Genomic DNA, 19124 nt, shown 5'->3' with positions numbered 1-19124 from the left:
CCCGCGCACACCCCCAGGACCGGCGATCCACGTGAGTTCCTCCTCCACCCGGCACAGTCCGCACCGTGAGTCACGGCCGCGGACCACGGGTGCGTACCGGCTGGTGCGCACTCCGCCGGGCTCCGTGGATCCCCCCCTCCTGGACGCAGGCCAGCGCGCGGTGGTTGACCACCTCAGCGGCCCGCTGCTGGTCCTGGCCGGGCCCGGCACCGGCAAGACCACCACCCTCGTCGAATCCGTCGCCGCCCGGGTGAACCGGGGGGCGGACCCCGCCCGCATCCTCGTCCTCACCTTCAGCCGCAAGGCCGCGACCGAACTGCGCGACCGGATGGCGGCCCGGCTCGGCGCGGCGCGCGGACCGCAGGCCACCACCTTCCACTCGTACTGCTACGCGCTGGTCCGGGCCCACCAGGACGCCGACCTGTTCGCCGATCCGCTGCGCCTGCTGTCCGGGCCCGAGCAGGACGTCACCGTCCGCGAACTCCTCGCGGGCCAGCTCGACCTGGAGAAGGAGGGCCTGGCCCATGTCCGCTGGCCGGACGAGCTGCGGTCCTGCCTGACCACCCGCGGCTTCGCCGACGAGGTGCGCGCCGTGCTGGCCCGCAGCCGCGAGCTGGGCCTCGGCCCCGACGCGCTGGCCGACTTCGCCCGCCGCACCGGCCGCCCGGACTGGACGGCGGCGGCCCGGTTCCTCGCCGAGTACCTCGACGTCCTCGACGCCCAGGGCGTCCTGGACTACGCGGAGCTGGTGCACCGCGCGGTCCTGCTCGCCGAGCGCCCCGAGGTGGCGGAGCGGCTCGCGGGGGCGTACGACGCGGTGTACGTCGACGAGTACCAGGACACCGACCCCGCGCAGGTGCGCCTGCTGCACGCGCTGGCCGGCAACCGGGGGCGCGCGCCGGAGTACGCCCGGGGGCGCGGCGAGGACGCGCGCGGCGGGCGGACGCTGATCGCCTTCGGCGACCCCGACCAGTCGATCTACACGTTCCGGGGCGCCGACGTGAACGGCATCCTCGACTTCCCGGACACCTTCCGCCGGGCCGACGGCGGCCCCGCGCCGGTGGGCGTCCTGACCACCTCGCGCCGCTCCGGGGCCGGGCTGCTCGCGGCGACCCGGCTGCTCACCCGCCGGATGCCGCTGACCCGGCTGCCCGCCGACACCGTCCGCGCCCACCGCGAGCTGCACGCCGTCCGGGACGGCGGCAACGTCGAGACGTACACCTACCCGACCGCGTCCACGGAGCTGGAGAACATCGCGGACCTGCTGCGCCGCGCCCATCTGGAGGACGGGGTGCCGTGGCAGGAGATGGCCGTGCTGGTACGGGCCGGGGGCCGCTCGCTGCCTGCCGTCCGCCGCGCCCTCACCTCCGCCGGCGTCCCCCTGGAGGTCGACGGCGACGACCTCCCGCTGCGCCACGAACCGGCCGTCGCCCCGCTCCTGACGGCCCTGCGGGCCGTGGCCACGGCGGCGCTCCGCACCGCCCGCGCCGACGCGGCGCAGGACGAGGCCGAAGCGCCTCCCCGGCTCGACACCGAGACCGCTCTCACCCTCCTCACCTCGCCCCTCGGTTCCATGGACGCCGCCGACCTGCGCCGGCTCGGCCGGGCCCTGCGCGACGAGGAGCGCGCCGCCGGGATCCGGGTCCCCGCCCCCTCCGACGAACTGCTGGCCCGTGCGCTGGCCGAGCCCGAACGGCTCGTCACGCACGACCCGGCGTACGCCCACGGAGCGCAGCGCCTCGGCGCGCTCCTGCGCAAGGCCCGTGAACTCCTCGAAGGCGGCGGCACCGCCGAGGAGGCCCTGTGGACCCTGTGGAACGGCACCCCCTGGCCCGGCCGGCTGGAGCGGGCCGCGCTGCGCGGCGGGGCCGGCGGGCGCAACGCCGACCGCGACCTCGACGCGGTGTGCGCCCTGTTCGACACGGCCGCCCGCGCCGAGGAGCGCACCGGCGGGCGCGGGGCCCTCAACTTCCTGGAGGAGGTCGACGCCCAGGACATCGCCGCCGACACCCTCTCCCGGCGGACCGCCCGCCCCGACGCCGTACGCCTGATGACCGCCCACCGCTCCAAGGGCCTTCAGTGGCGGCTCGTCGTCGTCGCCGGGGTCCAGGAGGGCCTCTGGCCCGATCTGCGCCGCCGGGGCTCCCTCCTGGAGGCGGACCGGATCGGCCGCGACGGGCTCGCCGAACCCCTCACGCCCGGCGCCCTCCTCGCCGAGGAGCGCCGCCTCTTCTACGTCGCCGCCACCCGCGCCCGCGAGCGCCTCGTCGTCACCGCCGTGAAGGCCCCCGCCGACGACGGCGACCAGCCCTCCCGCTTCCTGACCGAGCTGGGCGTCGAGCCGCGGGACGTCACCGGCCGCCCGCGCCGCCCCCTGGCCGTCGCCGCGCTCGTCGCCGAACTGCGCGCCACCACCGTCGACCCGGCCGCCTCCGACGCCCTGCGCGAGGCCGCCGCCCACCGCCTCGCCCGGCTCGCCGCGCTCACCGACGACGAGGGGCAGCTGCTGGTGCCCGCGGCCCACCCCTACCGCTGGTGGGGCCTGGACGAGCCGACCCGCTCCGCCGTCCCGCTGCGCGACCGCGACCAGCCCGTCACCCTCTCCGGCAGCGCGCTCGACCAGCTCGCCAACACCTGCGCCCTCCAGTGGTTCCTGGGCCGCGAGGTGAAGGCCGACGCCCCGGCCACCGCCGCCCAGGGGTTCGGCAACGTCGTCCACGTACTCGCCGACGAGGTCGCCTCCAGCCGGACCCCCGCCGATCTGGACGTCCTCATGGAACGCCTGGACTCCGTGTGGAACGGCCTCGCCTTCGACGCCCCCTGGAAGTCCGAGCAGGAGAAGGACCAGGCCCGCGCCGCCCTGGAACGCTTCCTGCACTGGCACGTCCTGGACCGGGGCGGCCGCACGCCCACCGCGAGCGAGCACGACTTCGACGTGACCCTGGAGGCGGGGGAGTACGCGGTGCGCATCCGGGGCTCCATGGACCGGGTCGAACAGGACGCCGAGGGCCGGGCGTACGTCGTCGACTTCAAGACCGGCAAGGGCACGCCCACCAAGGACGAGGTCGCCGCCCACCCCCAGCTCGCCGTCTACCAGCTCGCCGTCCGCGAGGGCGCGGTGGACGAGGTCTTCGACGGGAAGCGCCCCGAGCCGGGCGGCGCCGAACTGGTCCAGCTCCGCCAGCCCGCCCCCAAGAAGGAGGGCGGCGACGCCTTCCCCAAGATCCAGGCGCAGGAACCGCCGGCGGGGGAGTGGGTCTCCGACCTGCTCGCCACGGCGGCCGGAAAGGTCCTGGACGAACGCTTCACGCCCACCACCGGAACCCACTGCGCCCACTGCGCCTTCCGGGCCTCGTGCAGCGCGCAGCCGGAGGGACGCCAGGTGGTGGAGTAGCCAAGGCTTCCGGTTCGTACCGGGTTGTCGGCGGGCCCGGTTACCGTTGTCCGGGTGTCCTCACGCATCACCGATCCCGAGCAGCTCAAGGAGCTCCTCGGGATCCCGTTCACCCCGGAGCAGACGGCCTGCATCACCGCGCCGCCCGCCCCGCAGGTGATCGTGGCCGGAGCCGGGTCGGGCAAGACCACGGTGATGGCCGCCCGCGTGGTCTGGCTGGTCGGCACCGGACAGGTCGCGCCCGAGCAGGTCCTCGGCCTCACCTTCACCAACAAGGCGGCGGGCGAGCTGGCCGAGCGCGTCCGCAAGGCCCTCATCGCCGCCGGGGTCACCGACCCCGACGTCATCGACCCGGACAACCCCCCGGGCGAACCCACCATCTCCACGTACCACGCCTTCGCCGGCCGCCTCCTCACCGAGCACGGCCTGCGCATCGGCCTGGAGCCGACCACCCGCCTCCTCGCCGACGCCACCCGCTACCAGCTGGCGGCGAAGGTGCTGCGCGAGGCCCCCGGCCCCTATCCGGCGCTCACCCGGTCCTTTCCGACGCTGGTCAGCGACCTCCTGGCGCTCGACGGGGAGCTGTCCGAACACCTCGTACGCCCCGGGGCACTGGAGACGTACGACACCGAGCTGCTGCGGGAGCTGGCCACCGCCAAGCTCAGCAACGCCGACCTGCGCAAGATCCCCGAGACCGCCGAGGCCCGCCGCTCCCTCCTCGGCCTCACCGAGCGCTACCGGACCGCCAAGCGCAGCCGGGACCTCCTGGATTTCGGCGACCAGATCGCCCTCTCCGCCGAGCTGGCCCTCACCCGGCCCGAGGTGGGGAGGATCCTGCGCGAGGAGTTCCGGGTCGTCCTCCTCGACGAGTACCAGGACACATCGGTGGCCCAGCGGCTGCTGCTCTCCGCACTGTTCGGGGGCGGCAGCGGCGGTACGGAGGCGGGCGCGGCCGACCCCGCGCCCACCGGCCACGCGGTGACCGCCGTCGGCGACCCCTGCCAGGCGATCTACGGCTGGCGCGGCGCGTCCGTCGCCAACCTCGACGACTTCCCCGAGCACTTCCCGCACGCCGACGGCGCCCCCGCCACCCGCTACAGCCTCAGCGAGAACCGGCGCAGCGGCGGCCGCCTCCTCCAGCTCGCCAACGGCCTCGCCGAGCCGCTGCGCGCGATGCACGAGGGCGTCGAGGCGCTGCGCCCCGCGCCGGGCGCCGAGCGGGACGGCCAGGTCCGCTGCGCCCTGCTGAACACGCACACCGAGGAGATCGACTGGCTCGCCGACTCCCTCGCCCACCTCGTGCGCACCGGCACCCCGCCCGGCGAGATCGCCGTCCTGTGCCGCACCGCCGGGGACTTCCCCGAGATCCAGGCGGCCCTGGTCGCCCGCGACATCCCGGTCGAGGTCGTCGGCCTCGCCGGGCTGCTGCACCTGCCCGAGGTGGCCGACCTGGTCGCCGTCTGCGAGGTCCTCCAGGACCCGGGGGCCAACGCCTCCCTGGTCCGTCTTCTCACCGGACCGCGCTGGCGCATCGGCCCCCGCGACCTCGCGCTCCTGGGCCGCCGCGCCCGCCTCCTCGTGCACCGGGCCGGCCTCGGGGACGACGCCGACGCGGACCAGCGGCTCGCGGACGCCGTCGAGGGCACGGACCCGGCCGAGGTGATATCGCTCGCCGACGCGCTGGACACCTTCCTGGTCGCGGGGGACGCGGCCGACGACGGGCTGCCGTTCTCCGCCGAGGCCCGCGTCCGCTTCGCCCGCCTCGCCCGCGAGCTGCGCGACCTGCGCCGCTCCCTGGCCGACCCCCTGATGGACGTCCTGCACCGGGTCCTGGCCACCACCGGCCTGGAGGTCGAGCTGTCGGCGTCCCCGCAGGCGCTGGCCGCCCGCCGCCGTGAGACCCTCGCCAACTTCCTCGACACAGCGGCCCGGTTCGCCTCCCTCGACGGCGAGGCCACCCTCCTCGCCTTTCTCGGCTTCCTGCGCACCGCCGCGCAGTACGAGAAGGGCCTCGACAACGCGCTGCCCGGCGGCGAGAACACCGTCAAGGTCCTCACCGCCCACAAGTCCAAAGGCCTGGAGTGGGACGTCGTCGCCGTGCCCGGGCTGGTCACGGGCCAGTTCCCCAGCGGCCAGTCCCGCGACGCCTGGACCGCCCAGGCCAAGGTGCTCCCGCACGCCCTGCGCGGCGACGCGGCGACGCTCCCGGCCGTCGACAGCTTCGACGCCAAGGGCGTCAAGGCGTTCAAGGAGGAGATGAAGGAGCATCAGCACACGGAGGAGCTGCGCCTCGGCTACGTCACCTTCACCCGGCCCCGCTCCCTGCTCCTCGGCTCCGGCCACTGGTGGGGCCCCTCCCAGAAGAGGACGCGCGGCCCGTCCGCCTTCCTGGAGGCGCTGTACGAGCACTGCGCCGCGGGCCACGGCGAGATCGAGGCCTGGGCGGACGAGCCCGCCGAGGACGAGGAGAACCCGGCCCTCGCGGCACCGGACGCCGACCTGGCCTGGCCGCTCCCGCTCGACGCCGACGCCCTCGCCCGCCGCCGCGCAGCCCGGGACACGGTGCTGGCCCACCTGGAGCGCATGGCCGTTCAGGGGGACGAACAGCCGCCGGCGTACGGGCCCGAGCCCGACGACGTACCGTTCGACGAGGACGACGTACCTCCCGATGGCGTACCTCTCGACGAGGCTCCCTTCGACGAGGACTGGGACTGGGACGCGCTCCCGACCGAGCGCCCAAAGGACGCGCCGCGGGCCGAACCGGAGACGGCTCACGAGCCCGCCCCGCACATCCCGGCCGCCCGGCACCCGCAGGAGGAACCGGCCGCCCGGCACCCGCAGGAGGAGCCGGCGGACCGGCTCACCCCCGAGGAGGCCCGCACCCTCGCTTCCTGGGACCGGGACCTCGACTCCCTCGCCGGGGAGCTGCGCCGCGCCCGCGCCACCGTGCGCGAGGTCGTCGTCCCCGCCTCGCTCTCCGCCACCCAGCTGCTGCGGCTGGCCGAGGACCCCGACGCCTTCGCCCGGGAGCTGGCCCGACCCATGCCCCGCCCCCCGCAGCCCGCCGCCCGCCGGGGCACCCGGTTCCACGCCTGGGTGGAGTCCCGGTACGAGGAGCTGCCGCTGCCGATGCTCGGCCCCGACGAACTGCCCGGCGGCGACGAGAGCGACGCCGAGATCGCCGACGAGCGGGACCTCGCCGAGCTGAAGGAGGCGTTCGAGCGCACCGCGTACGCCCGGCGCACGCCGTACCGCGTGGAGAGCCCGTTCCAGATCACGCTCGCGGGCCGGGTGATCCGGGGCCGGATCGACGCCGTCTACCGCACGGGCGACACCTACGAGATCGTCGACTGGAAGACCACCCGCCACCGCACCGCCGACCCGCTCCAGCTCGCCGTCTACCGGCTCGCCTGGGCCGAATTGCACGATCTGCCGCTCGACGCCGTCACCGCCACCTTCCTCTACGTACGCACCGGCGAGACCGTCCGTCCGCAAGGGCTGCCCGGCCGGAGCGAGCTGGAGCGGATCCTGCTGGACGAGCCGGACCCCTAGGACGGATAGGCTCAAGAGCATGAGCGAGACCCCGGACAGCGCCGTCCGTACGTACACCGAGCAGCACCGCGCAGCCTTCCTCGACGACCTCGCGGAGTGGCTGCGCATCCCGTCCGTATCCGCGCAGCCGGAGCACGACGGGGACGTACGGCGCAGTGCCGAGTGGCTGAGCGCCAAGCTCAAGGAGACCGGCTTCCCGGTCAGCGAGATCTGGGAGACCCCCGGCGCCCCGGCGGTCTTCGCCGAGTGGCCGAGCGAGGACCCGGACGCCCCGACCGTCCTGGTCTACGGCCACCACGACGTCCAGCCCGCGGCCCGCGAGGACGGCTGGGCGACCGACCCGTTCGAGCCGGTGATCCGGGACGGCCGGATGTACGCACGCGGCGCGGCCGACGACAAGGGCCAGGTGTTCTTCCACACCCTCGGGGTCCGCGCCCACCTCGCCGCGACCGGCCGCACCACCCCCGCCGTGCACCTCAAGCTGCTGATCGAGGGCGAGGAGGAGTCCGGCTCCCCGAACTTCCGCGCCCTGGCCGAGCAGCAGGCGGACCGGCTCGCCGCCGACGCGGTGATCGTCTCGGACACCGGCATGTGGGACGAGGACACCCCCACCGTCTGCACCGGCATGCGCGGCCTCGCGGAGTGCGAGATCGAGCTGTCCGGCCCCGCCCAGGACATCCACTCCGGATCGTTCGGCGGAGCCGTCCCCAACCCCGCCACCGCGATCGCCCGCCTGGTCGCGGCCCTCCACGACGAGGACGGCAGGGTCGCGATCCCCGGCTTCTACGACGGGGTCACCGACCTCACCGATACCGAACGGGCCCTCTTCGCCGAGCTGCCCTTCGACGAGGCCACCTGGCTGCGCACCGCCAAGTCGGGGGCCGCGGTCGGCGAGGCCGGGTACTCCACGCTGGAGCGCGTCTGGGCCCGCCCCACCGCCGAGGTCAACGGCATCGGCGGCGGCTACCAGGGCGCCGGAAGCAAGACGATCATCCCCTCCTCCGCCCTGGTGAAGATCAGCTTCCGGCTGGTCGACGGCCAGGACCCCGACCGCGTACAGGAGACCGTCCGCGCCTGGGTGGAGTCCCGCGTCCCCGCGGGCATCCGGCACACGATCGCCTTCCAGCCCGCCACCCGCCCCTGCCTGACCCCGCTGGACCACCCCGCCCTCAAGGCGGTGGCCCGCGCGATGGGCCGGGCCTTCGGAAGCAAGATCCTCTTCACCCGCGAAGGGGGCTCGGGCCCCGCCGCCGACCTGAGGGACGTGCTCGGCGCCCCCGTCCTCTTCCTCGGCATCTCCGTACCCTCCGACGGCTGGCACGCCCCCGACGAGAAGGTCGAGCTGGACCTTCTCTTCAAGGGCGTGGAGACGGCCGCCCACCTGTGGGGCGAGCTGGCCTCGGCGCTGGGCCGATGAATCCGCCGCACCTCCACGCAACCGTGCACACCCGATCCACCCAGGGGGAGTAGGAAGCACCTGTGAGCACCTTCGACAACGCCACCGCAGACCGCCCGATCGGCCTCACCGCGCCGAGCGGCATCGACCGCGCGGCATACCACCGTCTCGACGAGGCGTGGCTGGCCGTGGCGTGGAGCCACCCGACGACCCGTGTCTTCGTCGTCTCCGGCGGGCAGGTGCTGATCGACGACACCCCCGACGGCGGCACGGAGATCGTCATGACCCCGGCCTTCGAGGCCCCGGTCACCGAGACCCACCGGTACTTCCTCGGCACCGACGAGATGGGCGTCAGCTACTTCGCGCTCCAGAAGGACTCGCTGCCCGGCCGCATGGACCAGTCGGCCCGCCCGGCCGGACTCCGCGAAGCGGGTCTTCTCCTCGGCCCCCGCGACGCGGGGCTGATGGTCCACGCCGTCGCCCTGGAGAACTGGCAGCGCCTCCACCGCTTCTGCTCCCGCTGCGGCGAGCGGACCGTCATCGCGGCGGCCGGTCACATCCGCCGCTGCCAGGCCTGCGGGGCCGAGCACTACCCGCGCACCGACCCGGCGGTCATCATGCTGGTCACCGACGACCAGGACCGGGCCCTGCTGGGCCGCCAGGTGCACTGGCCGGAGGGCCGCTTCTCCACGCTCGCCGGATTCGTCGAGCCGGGGGAGTCGATCGAGCAGTCCGTGGCCCGCGAGGTCTACGAGGAGGCCGGGATCACCGTCGGCGAGGTCGAGTACATCGCCAGCCAGCCGTGGCCGTTCCCCTCCAGCCTGATGCTCGGCTTCATGGCACGGGCCACTTCCTTCGACATCCAGGTCGACGGCGAGGAGATCGAGGAGGCCCGCTGGTTCTCCCGCGAGGACCTCACCGCCGCCTTCGAGTCCGGCGAGGTCATGCCCCCCTTCGGCATCTCCATCGCGGCCCGCCTGATCGAGCTCTGGTACGGCAAGCCGCTCCCGAGGCCGGGCGCCGTGAACCGGACCGCCTGAGGTCAGCACCCCCGGACACACGACTGCCCCCGGCGGTGCCGGGGGCAGTCGTACGCGCGACGGGCGGTCGTTCCATCCGCTGGATCAGGCGGCGAGCGCCTGCTTCACCTGGGCGAGCGACGGGTTCGTCATGACCGACTCGGTGCCCGAGGGGGCCACGATCAGCAGCGTCGGGACCGTCTGGTTTCCGCCATTCGCCTTCTCGACGAACGCGGCCGACTCCGGGTCGTGCTCGATGTTGACCTCGTTGTACGCGATGCCCTCGCGGTCCATCTGGCTCTTCAGCCGACGGCAGTAGCCGCACCAGGTGGTGCTGTACATCGTCACAGTGCCCGCCATGTCGCTGGCGCTCCTTCGTCTCGTCCGTACCGCTGCGCGGCCGGCAGCGTCACATGCGGTCCGGCCGCTCACCGCAGCGCTCCCGCACGGTTAAGGAACGTACGGGAGGCGGCCACCATTCCCACCGTCCCGGTACGGTCCCCGGGACCGGCCCCGCACAGCCCGCTCCGGGACCGGCCCCGCACAGCCCGCCCCGGTACGACGAATGCCTCACCCCTGTGGACAACCGCCGCATCCGCCCCCGGGGACCTGGCAGCATGGCGGGGTGACAGCAGCAACGCACTCCACCCTCTTCCCACAGGTTCCCGAGACCCCGGACGCCGTGCTCGACGGGCTCGACCCCGAGCAGCGCGAGGTGGCGCTCGCCCTGCACGGACCGGTGTGCGTGCTGGCCGGAGCCGGTACGGGCAAGACCCGCGCGATCACCCACCGCATCGCGTACGGGGTGCGGGCGGGCATCCTCCAGCCGGCCACCGTGCTCGCCGTCACCTTCACCAACCGGGCAGCGGGAGAGATGCGCGGCCGCCTCCGCCAGCTCGGCGCGACCGGCGTCCAGGCGCGGACCTTCCACTCCGCCGCCCTCCGCCAACTCCAGTACTTCTGGCCGAAAGCAGTCGGTGGCGAGCTGCCCCGGCTGCTGGAGCGGAAGGTGCAGCTGGTCGCCGAGGCCGCCGCCCGCTGCGAGCTCCGGCTCGACCGCAACGAGCTGCGGGACGTCACCGGCGAGATCGAGTGGGCCAAGGTCACCCAGACCGTCCCCGCCGACTATCCGGCGGCGGTCGCCAAGACCCAGCGCGACGCCCCCCGCGATCCGGCGGTCCTCTCCCAGATCTACTCCACGTACGAACAGCTCAAGCGCGACCGCTCGGTGATCGACTTCGAGGACGTGCTGCTGCTCACCGTCGGCATCCTCCAGGACCGGACCGACATCGCCGAGCACGTGCGCGGCCAGTACCAGCACTTCGTCGTCGACGAGTACCAGGACGTGAGCCCGCTCCAGCAGCGGCTGCTCGACCTCTGGGTCGGCGACCGGGAGGATCTCTGCGTGGTCGGCGACGCCAGCCAGACGATCTATTCCTTCACCGGGGCCACCCCCGACCACCTGCTGAACTTCCGCACCCGCCACCCCGGGGCGACCCTGGTCAAGCTGGTCCGCGACTACCGCTCCACCCCCCAGGTCGTCCACCTCGCCAACGGCCTGCTGAGCCAGGCCCACGGCAAGGCAGCCGACCACCGCCTGGAGCTGGTCTCGCAGCGCGACAAGGGCCCCGAGCCGGCCTACACGGAGTACGGGGACGAGCCCACCGAGGCCGAGTCCACCGCCCGGCGCATCCGCGACCTCATCGCCGCGGGCGTGCCGGCCGGCGAGATCGCCGTGCTCTACCGCGTCAACTCCCAGTCCGAGATCTACGAGCAGGCCCTCGCGGACGCCGGGGTGCCCTACCAGCTGCGCGGCGCCGAGCGGTTCTTCGAGCGGGCCGAGGTCCGCGAGGCGGGCACCGCCCTGCGCGGCGCGGCCCGCGCCGGCCGCAACGACTCCCTCCTCGACGGGGCACAGGACCTGGCCTCCCAGGTGCGGGCGGTGCTCTCCACCAAGGGCTGGACCACCCGCCCGCCCGCCGGATCCGGGGCCGTGCGCGACCGCTGGGAGTCGCTGGCGGCGCTGGTGCGCCTGGCGGAGGACTTCGAGACGGCGAAGCCCGGGGCGACCCTGACCGACCTGGTCCGCGAGCTGGACGAGCGGGCGGCCGCCCAGCACGCCCCGACGGTCCAGGGGGTGACCCTCGCGTCGCTGCACGCGGCGAAGGGCCTGGAGTGGGACGCGGTGTTCCTGGTCGGCCTGACCGAGGGCATGATGCCGATCGCCTACGCCAAGACCGACGAGCAGGTCGAGGAGGAGCGCCGCCTGCTGTACGTGGGGATCACCCGCGCCCGCGTCCACCTCTCGCTCTCCTGGGCGCTGTCCCGGTCGCCGGGCGGCCGGGCGAGCCGGCGGCCGACCCGGTTCCTGAACGGGCTGCGGCCCGGCTCGACGGGATCCGGCGCGCGGGGCGGCGTCGGCGGGGGCGGCGGGATCGACCGGGGCACCGGCCGGGCAGCGGCCGCCGAGCGGGCGCCGGCCGTCGAGCGCAAGCCCAGGAGCCACGTCCGCTGCCGGGTCTGCGGACGGACGCTCACCGACGCGGGCGCGATGAAGCTGATGCGCTGCGAGGAGTGCCCCTCGGACATGGACGAGGCGCTGTACGAGCGGCTGCACGACTGGCGCGCGGGCCAGGCGGCCCTGCTCGGTCAGCCGGACTACTGCGTGTTCACCGAGAAGACCCTCATGGCGATCGCCGAGGCCGTGCCGTCCACCGAGGGCGAGCTCGTCGTCATCGCCGGCGTCGGCAACCGGAAGCTGAGCCGCTTCGGCCCCGACGTTCTGGCCATCTGTGCAGGTGAGGGGCTTGATGGCGAGCCCGAGGAGAGCGACGACGAGACATGAGAAAAACTCGTCCAGAAAATAGTTTGCGCGCGCACCAGTCGTCACCATAGGTTCTTAACCACGGGAACAGCGACTTCTCTGAAGCCCTGAATCCGTGCTGTACTTATCCGAATACGCAGGACCGGCCCCGGCCGGTCCCATGAGACGCCGAGAGGAGGCGATTGAAGTGATCAGCATCATCGAAACCCAGAAAATGACCGATCTCTCGGTCGTCTCCGCCTGCTCGCTCGGCCTCACCCGCTCCTCGGTTGCCTCGCTTCACGCCACCGGTCTGTCCGGCATCTCTGCCGCCCGTCCGCTGGCCCTGGCGAGCCTCCCCGTGATGCGGGAGCGCAATGAGCGACCGATCGAGGCACCGGCGGCAGCAGTAGCGAAGGCGGCACAGGCTCAGGCCTATGCCTTTGCGGCAGCCGGTGCCGGAATCAAGACGCAGACGCAGCACCACACGATGTGGGCCTTCCGTGGGCCTGAACCCTGGAGTGATCCAGCCTGATCCAGCATCAGGCCGGCGCCTTCAGGGCCGCGGAACCCCACTCGGGATCCGCGGCCCTTTTGTTTTGTCCGAACGGACGGGACGGAACGAAGGAGCCTCGGGACAAGCAGGACCTGGTACCAGCAGCCGCCAACCGGCCAACAGGCCGGCACGACCAGACGAGGACACCACCCGCCGTGCACATCGAAACGCACGCCCCGTCAGTACCGCTTTCCACCCCGATCTCGCCGCCCGGCTCCACGGAGGACTCCACCTTGACCCCGCTCACCACGCTCACCGCGCTCGACGACGCCATCGAGAACCTCGGCGTGCCCGTCCCGTGCCGCTCCTACGACCCCGAGGTCTTCTTCGCCGAGTCGCCCGCCGACGTCGAGTACGCCAAGTCCCTCTGCCGCACCTGCCCGCTCGTCGAGGCCTGCCTCGCCGGCGCGAAGGACCGCCGCGAGCCGTGGGGTGTCTGGGGCGGCGAGCTCTTCGTCCAGGGTGTCGTCGTGGCCCGCAAGCGTCCGCGTGGCCGTCCGCGCAAGAACCCGGTCGCCGCGTGACCGCGACCTGTGGGGTCCCCGCCCCCACACACAGTCTGCGCATCGGAACGATCGACCGCCCCCATACACATGACCCTCGGAATCAGGCACCAATGATCACCCCCACGAAGGAGCCCGTCGGCTCCGCCACCCCCGACGTCACCATCATCGGCGCGAACGACTCGCGTCAGAACAGGACCCGCGAAATGCAACTCATCCCAGAAGCCCTGGCGCGTGCGCATATGCACGACCGCCTGCGGGAGGCCCAGGAGGACCGCCAGTCGGCCCGCCTGGTGGCCGCCCGCCGGATGCAGCGCCGGGCGGAGCGCGCCTCGCTGCGCGCCCGCCGCGCGCTGGCCATGGCGGTCATGCACTGACCTGTGCAGCCATCACCCCACCGCGGGGCCGTCCGGACACGGGCGGCCCCGCGGTGCGTTGTGCCCTCGGCGATCCGGTCGCGGGGATATCGTCAGGAGGTGGACGAGGCGACCCATCCCCCCGAACAGCCCGCCGAGGGAAGCATGGTGTGCGCCCGGTGCGGTACCGCCGCCGACGGCGACACCGTCCCCGTGACCTGGCTCAGCGCCGTGGAGGACGGGCGCCGTCTCCACTTCTGCGAGAGCTGCGCCCGCCTCCACATCCGCGCGATCGAGAGCCGCCTCGACTCCCTCTGGTGGTGACCGCGGAAGCCCGCGGCCCTCCCTACGCCTCGACTGCCTCCCCCTCCGGTGTCTCGGCGAGGAACCCCGGCAGCCACGCTTCGAGCTCGTCGCGCAGCCGCACCGTCGCGCCGAGCTGGCACAGCACCCCGATCGTGCTGAGCGTCACCCGGTGTATCAGGACGTAGGACGGGGGGAGGTTCAGCTGCCTGCCGAGCTGATGGGCGGGGGAGCGCGGATCGGCTATCCGGGCCGCCTGGTCACGGATCCAGCCACGGGTGAAGGTGAACTCCTCCACCTGCGTGGGCTCGATGATCGGGAGCAGGTAGTCGAGGACCTCGTCCGGATCCAGGTCGATCGACTCCTTCACGAAGTTCTCTTCGCGCAGCAGCCCGTAAACGCCCGCTGCGTCGCCCTCCAGCGTCAGCCGCAACGAGTCGCCGATGGTCCGCGGCAGGCCGCCCGGAAGCCGGTCGACGGTGCCGAAGTCCAGCACCCCCAGCCGCCAGGAGCCGACCGCGCCGCCTTCCTCCTCCGCATGCTCCGCGTCCTCCGCCACCGGGGGCAGCAGCCGGAAGTTGCCCGGATGCGGGTCGGCGTGCAGCAGGCCGGTGCGTGCCGGACCGGAGAAGAGGAAGCGGGCCAGCAGCTGCCCCGCCCGGTCCCGCTGATCCGCCGTACCCTCCACGATGACCTCGGACAGCGGGATCCCGTCGATCCACTCCGTCACCAGCACCTGGTCGGACTGGTGCACCACCTGGGGGACCACCACGTCCGGGTCGTCCGCGAACACCGCCGCGTGCTCCCGCTGCGCCTGCGCCTCCAGCTCGTAGTCCAGCTCTTCCGACACCCGGTCGCGCAGCTCCTTGATCAGCGGCTTGATGTCCATCCCCGGGACCAGCGGGCCGAGCAGCCGGGCGAACCGGCTGAGTTGCGTGAGGTCGGAGAGCAGCGCCTCGCCCGCGCCGGGATACTGCACCTTCACCGCGACCTCACGGCCGTCGTGCCACACCGCCCGGTGCACCTGCCCGATCGAGGCGGCAGCCGCCGGCGTGTCATCGAACTCCAGGAAATACTCCCGCCAGTCCTCCCCGATCCGTGTCGCCAGCACCTCGTGAACCGTGCGCGCGGGCAGCGGCGGCGCGGCCTCCTGGAGCTTGGTCAGCGCGGCCCGGTAGGGCCCGGCGATCTCCTCGGGCAGGGCCGACTCGAAGACGGAGAGGGCCTGGCCCAGCTTCATGGCCCCGCCCTTCAGCTCACCCAGCGTCTTGAACAACTGGTCCGCCGTACGCTGCTGCACCTCACGGGCGACCAGCTCGGCCGACTTTCCGCCGATCCGCTTGCCCAGACCCCAGGTGGCTCGGCCGGCGAAGCCGAGCGGAAGCGCGGCCAGCTTGGCCGTACGCGTAACCGCCTTCCGGGGAAGATCAGACATGTGCCCCTCCAGTTCCCAGACTGCCGTGCCGCTCGGTCTCCGGTGGTCGTTCCGGCGGCGGCGGTCACCCCGCCATTGTGTCCTGCGCCGGAAGCGCACCGGAGGCCCGTTCCCTTCCAGCGCCCCCGGCCGCCCCGCAGGAGCAGTCCGCATGCGGGCCGATCTGCTCGGAACGCCAGTCCAGCAGGGGCAGAGCGGCCTCCCAGCGAGTTCCGGTACAGGCGGGGAGATCCCCGTCCAGAAAAGCCAGGGCATGTGCCGCGGCGAGACCGGCGACCGCCGTCGCGAGCCCCAGATCGCAGGCGGGCACGGCACCCCGCCGTCCGGAACGCCACTGCGCCAGCATCCGGGGCCACTGCGGATCCCGGTCCGCACGGTGCAGTTCCAGGCAGCCCGCGCAGCCGGTGCCCCCGGGCAGGACGAGCGGCCCGACCACCCCTGTGGCCTCGATCACCCCCGCGTAGAGATGAGGAGTGCCCGACGCGATCCAGGGACCGGCCGTATCCGCGACGGGTGCGTACACCGCGAGGCCGTCCCGGGGCGCGACGATGATCAGGGACAGGCCGGGCGGCTGTCCGGCGCTCCCCGCCAGGTCGGCTCCCGCCGGCTCGGCCCCCGTCCCGTCCGTCCTCGCCCGCCGGGGAGCGGGCCCGGGTGCGGAACGGCGGACGAGCCGCCGGGCCGCCACATCCCGCCGTTCCCCCACGGACGCCGGAGGGAGGCCCCCGGGCGCTACGTCCCAGGGCTCGGCCCGGCCCCCGTCGAGCACCTCCACCTGCCCCACCCCCGCACCGGACAGCACCGAGGCGATGGACGCCCCGACCCGGCCCGCGCCCCGCACCTGGACCCGCATCGCCCGCCGGGCCCCCATCCGGCGCAGCCCACCGCCCGGCTCGGGCCGGACGACCGACAGCGAGGCCACGTCGGGACGCTGGCGGTCCATCACTTCGGCACGGCGACGCAGCGCATCGGCTTCGGGGCCCGCCGACCTGGGGTCGTCGAGGAGCCCTGCCTCCGTCAACCGCCGGAGCAGGACGTCCACATGATGTTCCGACAAGTCCAGGGCGCGTGCCTGTTCGTGCAGCAGCGGCAGCCCCCGCGTGCCGTCGAGCAGTTCCAGAAAGCTTCCCGTGGCGAGGTCCACCGGACCGAGCGTCACGGCATGCGCGGGTGTCACACCGAACTGCACGGTGTTCCGGCCACGCCAGGCGCGCCGCAGTGCGGGCTTCAGCATCGGATACATGACTTCTCCCCCCGAGCGGTGTCGCGGGCGCGGATACGCCCGCAGACCGGATGATCCGCGGATCTTTCCGCAGGACCACCGTCAGAATGCGGGCCTGCCTCGAACCGTGCGCGGAGTTGTCCACAGGCACAGGCTGTTAATCGTGCAATCCGCGGATCGCAGTCAACCGTCCCCGGGGCGGGACTTCCCCCACGGACAGCGGGTAACGTCGTGGCGTGCCCGTCGACCCGTCGTCCGGCTTCGCCGGGGAGACCCCCGCGCGCAGCGCCGGAAGCCATCAGCGCAGCGCGGCAGCCCATCCGCCCCGCGCTTCGGTGACGAGCGCGGTCGAGGTCCGCAGGAGTACCCGGCGCAGGAAGTCGGTCTCCGCCTACCGGGAGGGCGACCGCACGATCGTGCTCATCCCCGCCCGGATGTCGGAGGCGGAGGAGCGGCGCTGGGTGGGCGTGATGCTGGACAAGCTCGCCGCCCAGGAGAACAAGCGCGTCCTGGGCGACACGGAGCTGGAAGAGCGTGCCGCACGGCTGTCCGCCCAGTATTTCGACGGTCGCGCCAGGCCCGTCTCGGTGCGCTGGGTGACCAACCAGAACACCCGCTGGGGTTCGTGCACCCCCGCCGAAGGCAGCATCAGGCTCTCGCACCGGCTGCAGGGCATGCCGGAGTACGTCGTCGACTACGTGCTCCTCCACGAGCTGGCGCATCTGCTCGTTCCCGGGCACGGTCCGCGGTTCTGGCGGCTGCTGGAGGCGTATCCGCGCACCGAGCGCGCCCGCGGGTATCTGGAGGGCGTGGTGGCGGCCGATCAGCTGCCCGCCGCCCGCGAGGAGTGACGGGGAGTCGTCCGCGTTCGCCGATTCTGTACCGGGTGTGTACCGGCTTGGTCCGTTGTCGTCGTTTGCGGTTAGCCTGACGCGACGGATTTACCTTCGGGATGGGGGACGGTCGTTACGCATGGCCAGGGAATTCCAACGCGGCCACAAGGCCAAGATCAGTGATCTCACGCAAGGGACGGATCTGTACGTAGGTGTGCAGATCGCGGCACCGGGGCTGACTTTCGACATCAGTTGCTTCGGTCTCGACGCCAACGAGCAGCTCTCCGACGACCGGTACTTCATCTTCTTCAATCAGCCGAAATCGCCCGAGGAGTCCATCCAGCTCCTCGGCGAGCAGTCCGGTGACACCGAGTCCTTCCGCGTCACGCTCGACCGCATTCCGGCGTCCATCCAGAAGCTCTCCTTCACCGCGGCGCTCGACGGCGGCGGGCAGATGTCCCAGATCGGCCCCGGGTACATCCGGATCGTCGCGGGCGGCGAGGAAGTGGTGAGGTACGCCTTCACCGGGTCGGAGTTCACCACCGAGCGCGCGGTGATGCTCGGCGACTTCTATCTGAAGGACGTGTGGCGGTTCGCCGCCGTGGGCCAGGGATTCGACGGCGGTCTCGACGCGCTCCTGAAGAACTTCGGCGGCGAGGTGGCCGAAGAAGAGGCGCCGCCCGCCGCCGCCCCGGGCTTCGCCCCGCCGGCCCAGGCCACCGCGCCCCCGGCCTTCGGTGCGCCGCCCGCCCCCCAGGCCCCGCAGCCCGCACCGTCCTTCGGCGCCCCGTCCGCGCCCACTCCGCCGCCCGCGCCGCAGCAGCCGATGCACGCCGCACCGACGATCGCTGCCCCGCTGGCCCCCCAAGCCCCCCAGGCTCCGCAGGCCCCGTCACCGTACGGCCAGCCCCAGCAGCCGCAGTTCGGCCAGGTCCCGGGTCAGGGCGCCCCGCCCGCCCCGCCCTTCGGCCAGCAGGCCCCCGCTCCCTACGGTCAGCCCGCGCCGTCCCCGTTCGGCCAGCAGCCCCCCGGCGGTATGCCTCCGGGCGTCCCGCAGGGCGTGCCCCAGGGCGTGCCGGCCGCGGGCGCGGGTCTTCAGGCGGCTCTGCAGCCGTTCAAGGAGACCGCGACCGGGCAGCGCTGGACCCCGCAGAACCAGCAGCTCATGCGGGTCGACCTGACCATGGGCGGATCCGGAGTCCTGGCCCGCCAGGGCAGCATGGTGATGTATCAGGGCAAGGTCGACTTCGGCCACAAGAGCGCCGGTTTCGTCGGCCGCGCCGTGGGCAACGCCACCGGCCAGGAAATGCAGCTCATGCGGTGTACGGGCCGCGGCCAGGTCTTCCTCGCCGAGGAGGGCTCGCACCTGCACCCGATCGAACTGCAGGGCGACGGCATCTGCGTCTCCGCCGAGAGCGTCCTCGCCTACGACGAATCCCTCCAGTACGAGGTCCGCCGGGTCGAGGGGCACGGCATCCCGGGCGGCGCCCTGTTCACCATGCTGTTCCAGGGCACCGGCACCGTGATCGTCAAGACCCACGGCACCCCGGTCGTCCTGCCGGTCACGCCCACCACGTTCGCCGACTGCAACGCCGTCGTCGCCTGGTCGGCCGCCTCCCAGGTGATCGTCTCCAGCCAGGTCCGGCTGCGCCGCAACGCGTACCCCGGACACAGCGGGGAGACCGTGAACCTCCAGTTCCGGGGAGCCCCCGGCAACTTCATCGTCGTCCAGCCCTACGAGGTCTGAGGGAG

The 19124-nt window shown here is 73.2% G+C and carries 14 protein-coding genes; 11 read left to right on the top strand and 3 right to left on the bottom strand.

Features of this window, described 5'->3' with window-relative positions; genetic code table 11:
* Positions 1 to 31: 31 nt before the first annotated feature.
* The 4 genes from ACFWRV_RS29725 to nudC all read left to right on the top strand — a co-directional run bounded on the left by ACFWRV_RS29725 (position 32) and on the right by nudC (position 9382).
* Positions 32 to 3394, top strand: a complete 3363-nt coding sequence (locus ACFWRV_RS29725) for an ATP-dependent helicase (RefSeq protein WP_384338868.1) — start codon at positions 32 to 34, stop codon at positions 3392 to 3394.
* A 54-nt stretch (positions 3395 to 3448) separates the two neighbouring features.
* Complete coding sequence (locus ACFWRV_RS29720) at positions 3449 to 6946, top strand: UvrD-helicase domain-containing protein (RefSeq protein ID WP_384338866.1); 3498 nt, start codon at positions 3449 to 3451, stop codon at positions 6944 to 6946.
* 19 nt (positions 6947 to 6965) lie between these two features.
* Complete coding sequence (locus tag ACFWRV_RS29715) at positions 6966 to 8363, top strand: dipeptidase (RefSeq protein ID WP_384338865.1); 1398 nt, start codon at positions 6966 to 6968, stop codon at positions 8361 to 8363.
* A 62-nt stretch (positions 8364 to 8425) separates the two neighbouring features.
* A complete protein-coding gene (gene nudC / locus ACFWRV_RS29710; protein WP_384338863.1) occupies positions 8426 to 9382 on the top strand; it encodes an NAD(+) diphosphatase in 957 nt (318 codons plus the stop codon).
* Between the two features lie 84 nt (positions 9383 to 9466).
* On the opposite strand, the gene ACFWRV_RS29705 is transcribed toward nudC, so the two are convergent.
* A complete protein-coding gene (locus tag ACFWRV_RS29705; protein WP_006127421.1) occupies positions 9467 to 9721 on the bottom strand; it encodes a glutaredoxin domain-containing protein in 255 nt (84 codons plus the stop codon).
* A 205-nt stretch (positions 9722 to 9926) separates the two neighbouring features.
* On the opposite strand from ACFWRV_RS29705, the gene ACFWRV_RS29700 reads away from it, so the two are divergent.
* The 5 genes from ACFWRV_RS29700 (at position 9927) to ACFWRV_RS29680 (ending at position 13903) form a co-directional block, all read left to right on the top strand.
* A complete protein-coding gene (locus ACFWRV_RS29700) occupies positions 9927 to 12206 on the top strand; it encodes an ATP-dependent DNA helicase UvrD2 (RefSeq protein WP_384338861.1) in 2280 nt (759 codons plus the stop codon).
* A gap of 166 nt (positions 12207 to 12372) precedes the next feature.
* Positions 12373 to 12699: a hypothetical protein gene (locus tag ACFWRV_RS29695; protein ID WP_384338860.1), complete on the top strand. Its 327-nt coding sequence runs from the start codon at positions 12373 to 12375 to the stop codon at positions 12697 to 12699.
* 176 nt (positions 12700 to 12875) lie between these two features.
* Positions 12876 to 13244, top strand: coding sequence for a WhiB family transcriptional regulator (locus tag ACFWRV_RS29690; protein ID WP_006127424.1), 369 nt, complete (start codon positions 12876 to 12878; stop codon positions 13242 to 13244).
* Positions 13241 to 13600 carry a hypothetical protein gene (locus ACFWRV_RS29685; RefSeq protein WP_384338858.1) on the top strand — a complete coding sequence of 120 codons (360 nt, stop codon included), beginning with the start codon at positions 13241 to 13243 and terminating at the stop codon, positions 13598 to 13600. The genes ACFWRV_RS29690 and ACFWRV_RS29685 overlap by 4 nt, the downstream gene beginning before the upstream one ends.
* Before the next feature lie 99 nt (positions 13601 to 13699).
* Complete coding sequence (locus ACFWRV_RS29680; RefSeq protein ID WP_384338857.1) at positions 13700 to 13903, top strand: hypothetical protein; 204 nt, start codon at positions 13700 to 13702, stop codon at positions 13901 to 13903.
* A 22-nt stretch (positions 13904 to 13925) separates the two neighbouring features.
* On the opposite strand, the gene ACFWRV_RS29675 is transcribed toward ACFWRV_RS29680, so the two are convergent.
* Together ACFWRV_RS29675 and ACFWRV_RS29670 are read right to left on the bottom strand one after the other, a co-directional pair.
* On the bottom strand, positions 13926 to 15317 hold the full coding sequence (locus ACFWRV_RS29675) for an ABC1 kinase family protein (protein ID WP_384338855.1): 1392 nt from the start codon (positions 15315 to 15317) through the stop codon (positions 13926 to 13928).
* 64 nt (positions 15318 to 15381) lie between these two features.
* Complete coding sequence (locus ACFWRV_RS29670) at positions 15382 to 16560, bottom strand: ThiF family adenylyltransferase (RefSeq protein WP_384338854.1); 1179 nt, start codon at positions 16558 to 16560, stop codon at positions 15382 to 15384.
* Positions 16561 to 16775: 215 nt separating this feature from the next.
* Between ACFWRV_RS29670 and ACFWRV_RS29665 the strand changes: the two genes are divergently transcribed.
* Together ACFWRV_RS29665 and ACFWRV_RS29660 are read left to right on the top strand one after the other, a co-directional pair.
* Entirely contained in the window at positions 16776 to 17390 is a 615-nt protein-coding gene (locus ACFWRV_RS29665; protein ID WP_384338852.1) for a M48 family metallopeptidase, read from the top strand.
* 121 nt (positions 17391 to 17511) lie between these two features.
* Positions 17512 to 19119: a TerD family protein gene (locus tag ACFWRV_RS29660; RefSeq protein ID WP_384338850.1), complete on the top strand. Its 1608-nt coding sequence runs from the start codon at positions 17512 to 17514 to the stop codon at positions 19117 to 19119.
* The last annotated feature ends 5 nt before the right edge of the window (positions 19120 to 19124 follow it).

It is taken from the genome of Streptomyces sp. NPDC058576 (assembly GCF_042718715.1).
Taxonomy (GTDB): Bacteria; Actinomycetota; Actinomycetes; order Streptomycetales; family Streptomycetaceae; genus Streptomyces.
This window is presented reverse-complemented; position numbering and strand designations above follow the sequence as displayed.

Coding starts and splice junctions, on each gene's coding strand:
- ACFWRV_RS29715 (WP_384338865.1), top strand. CDS start 6,966: ATGAGCGAGACCCCGGACAGCGCCGTCCGTACGTACACCGAGCAGCAC.
- ACFWRV_RS29705 (WP_006127421.1), bottom strand. CDS start 9,721: ATGGCGGGCACTGTGACGATGTACAGCACCACCTGGTGCGGCTACTGC.
- ACFWRV_RS29700 (WP_384338861.1), top strand. CDS start 9,927: ATGCCTCACCCCTGTGGACAACCGCCGCATCCGCCCCCGGGGACCTGG.
- ACFWRV_RS29675 (WP_384338855.1), bottom strand. CDS start 15,317: ATGTCTGATCTTCCCCGGAAGGCGGTTACGCGTACGGCCAAGCTGGCC.
- ACFWRV_RS29670 (WP_384338854.1), bottom strand. CDS start 16,560: ATGTATCCGATGCTGAAGCCCGCACTGCGGCGCGCCTGGCGTGGCCGG.
- ACFWRV_RS29660 (WP_384338850.1), top strand. CDS start 17,512: ATGGCCAGGGAATTCCAACGCGGCCACAAGGCCAAGATCAGTGATCTC.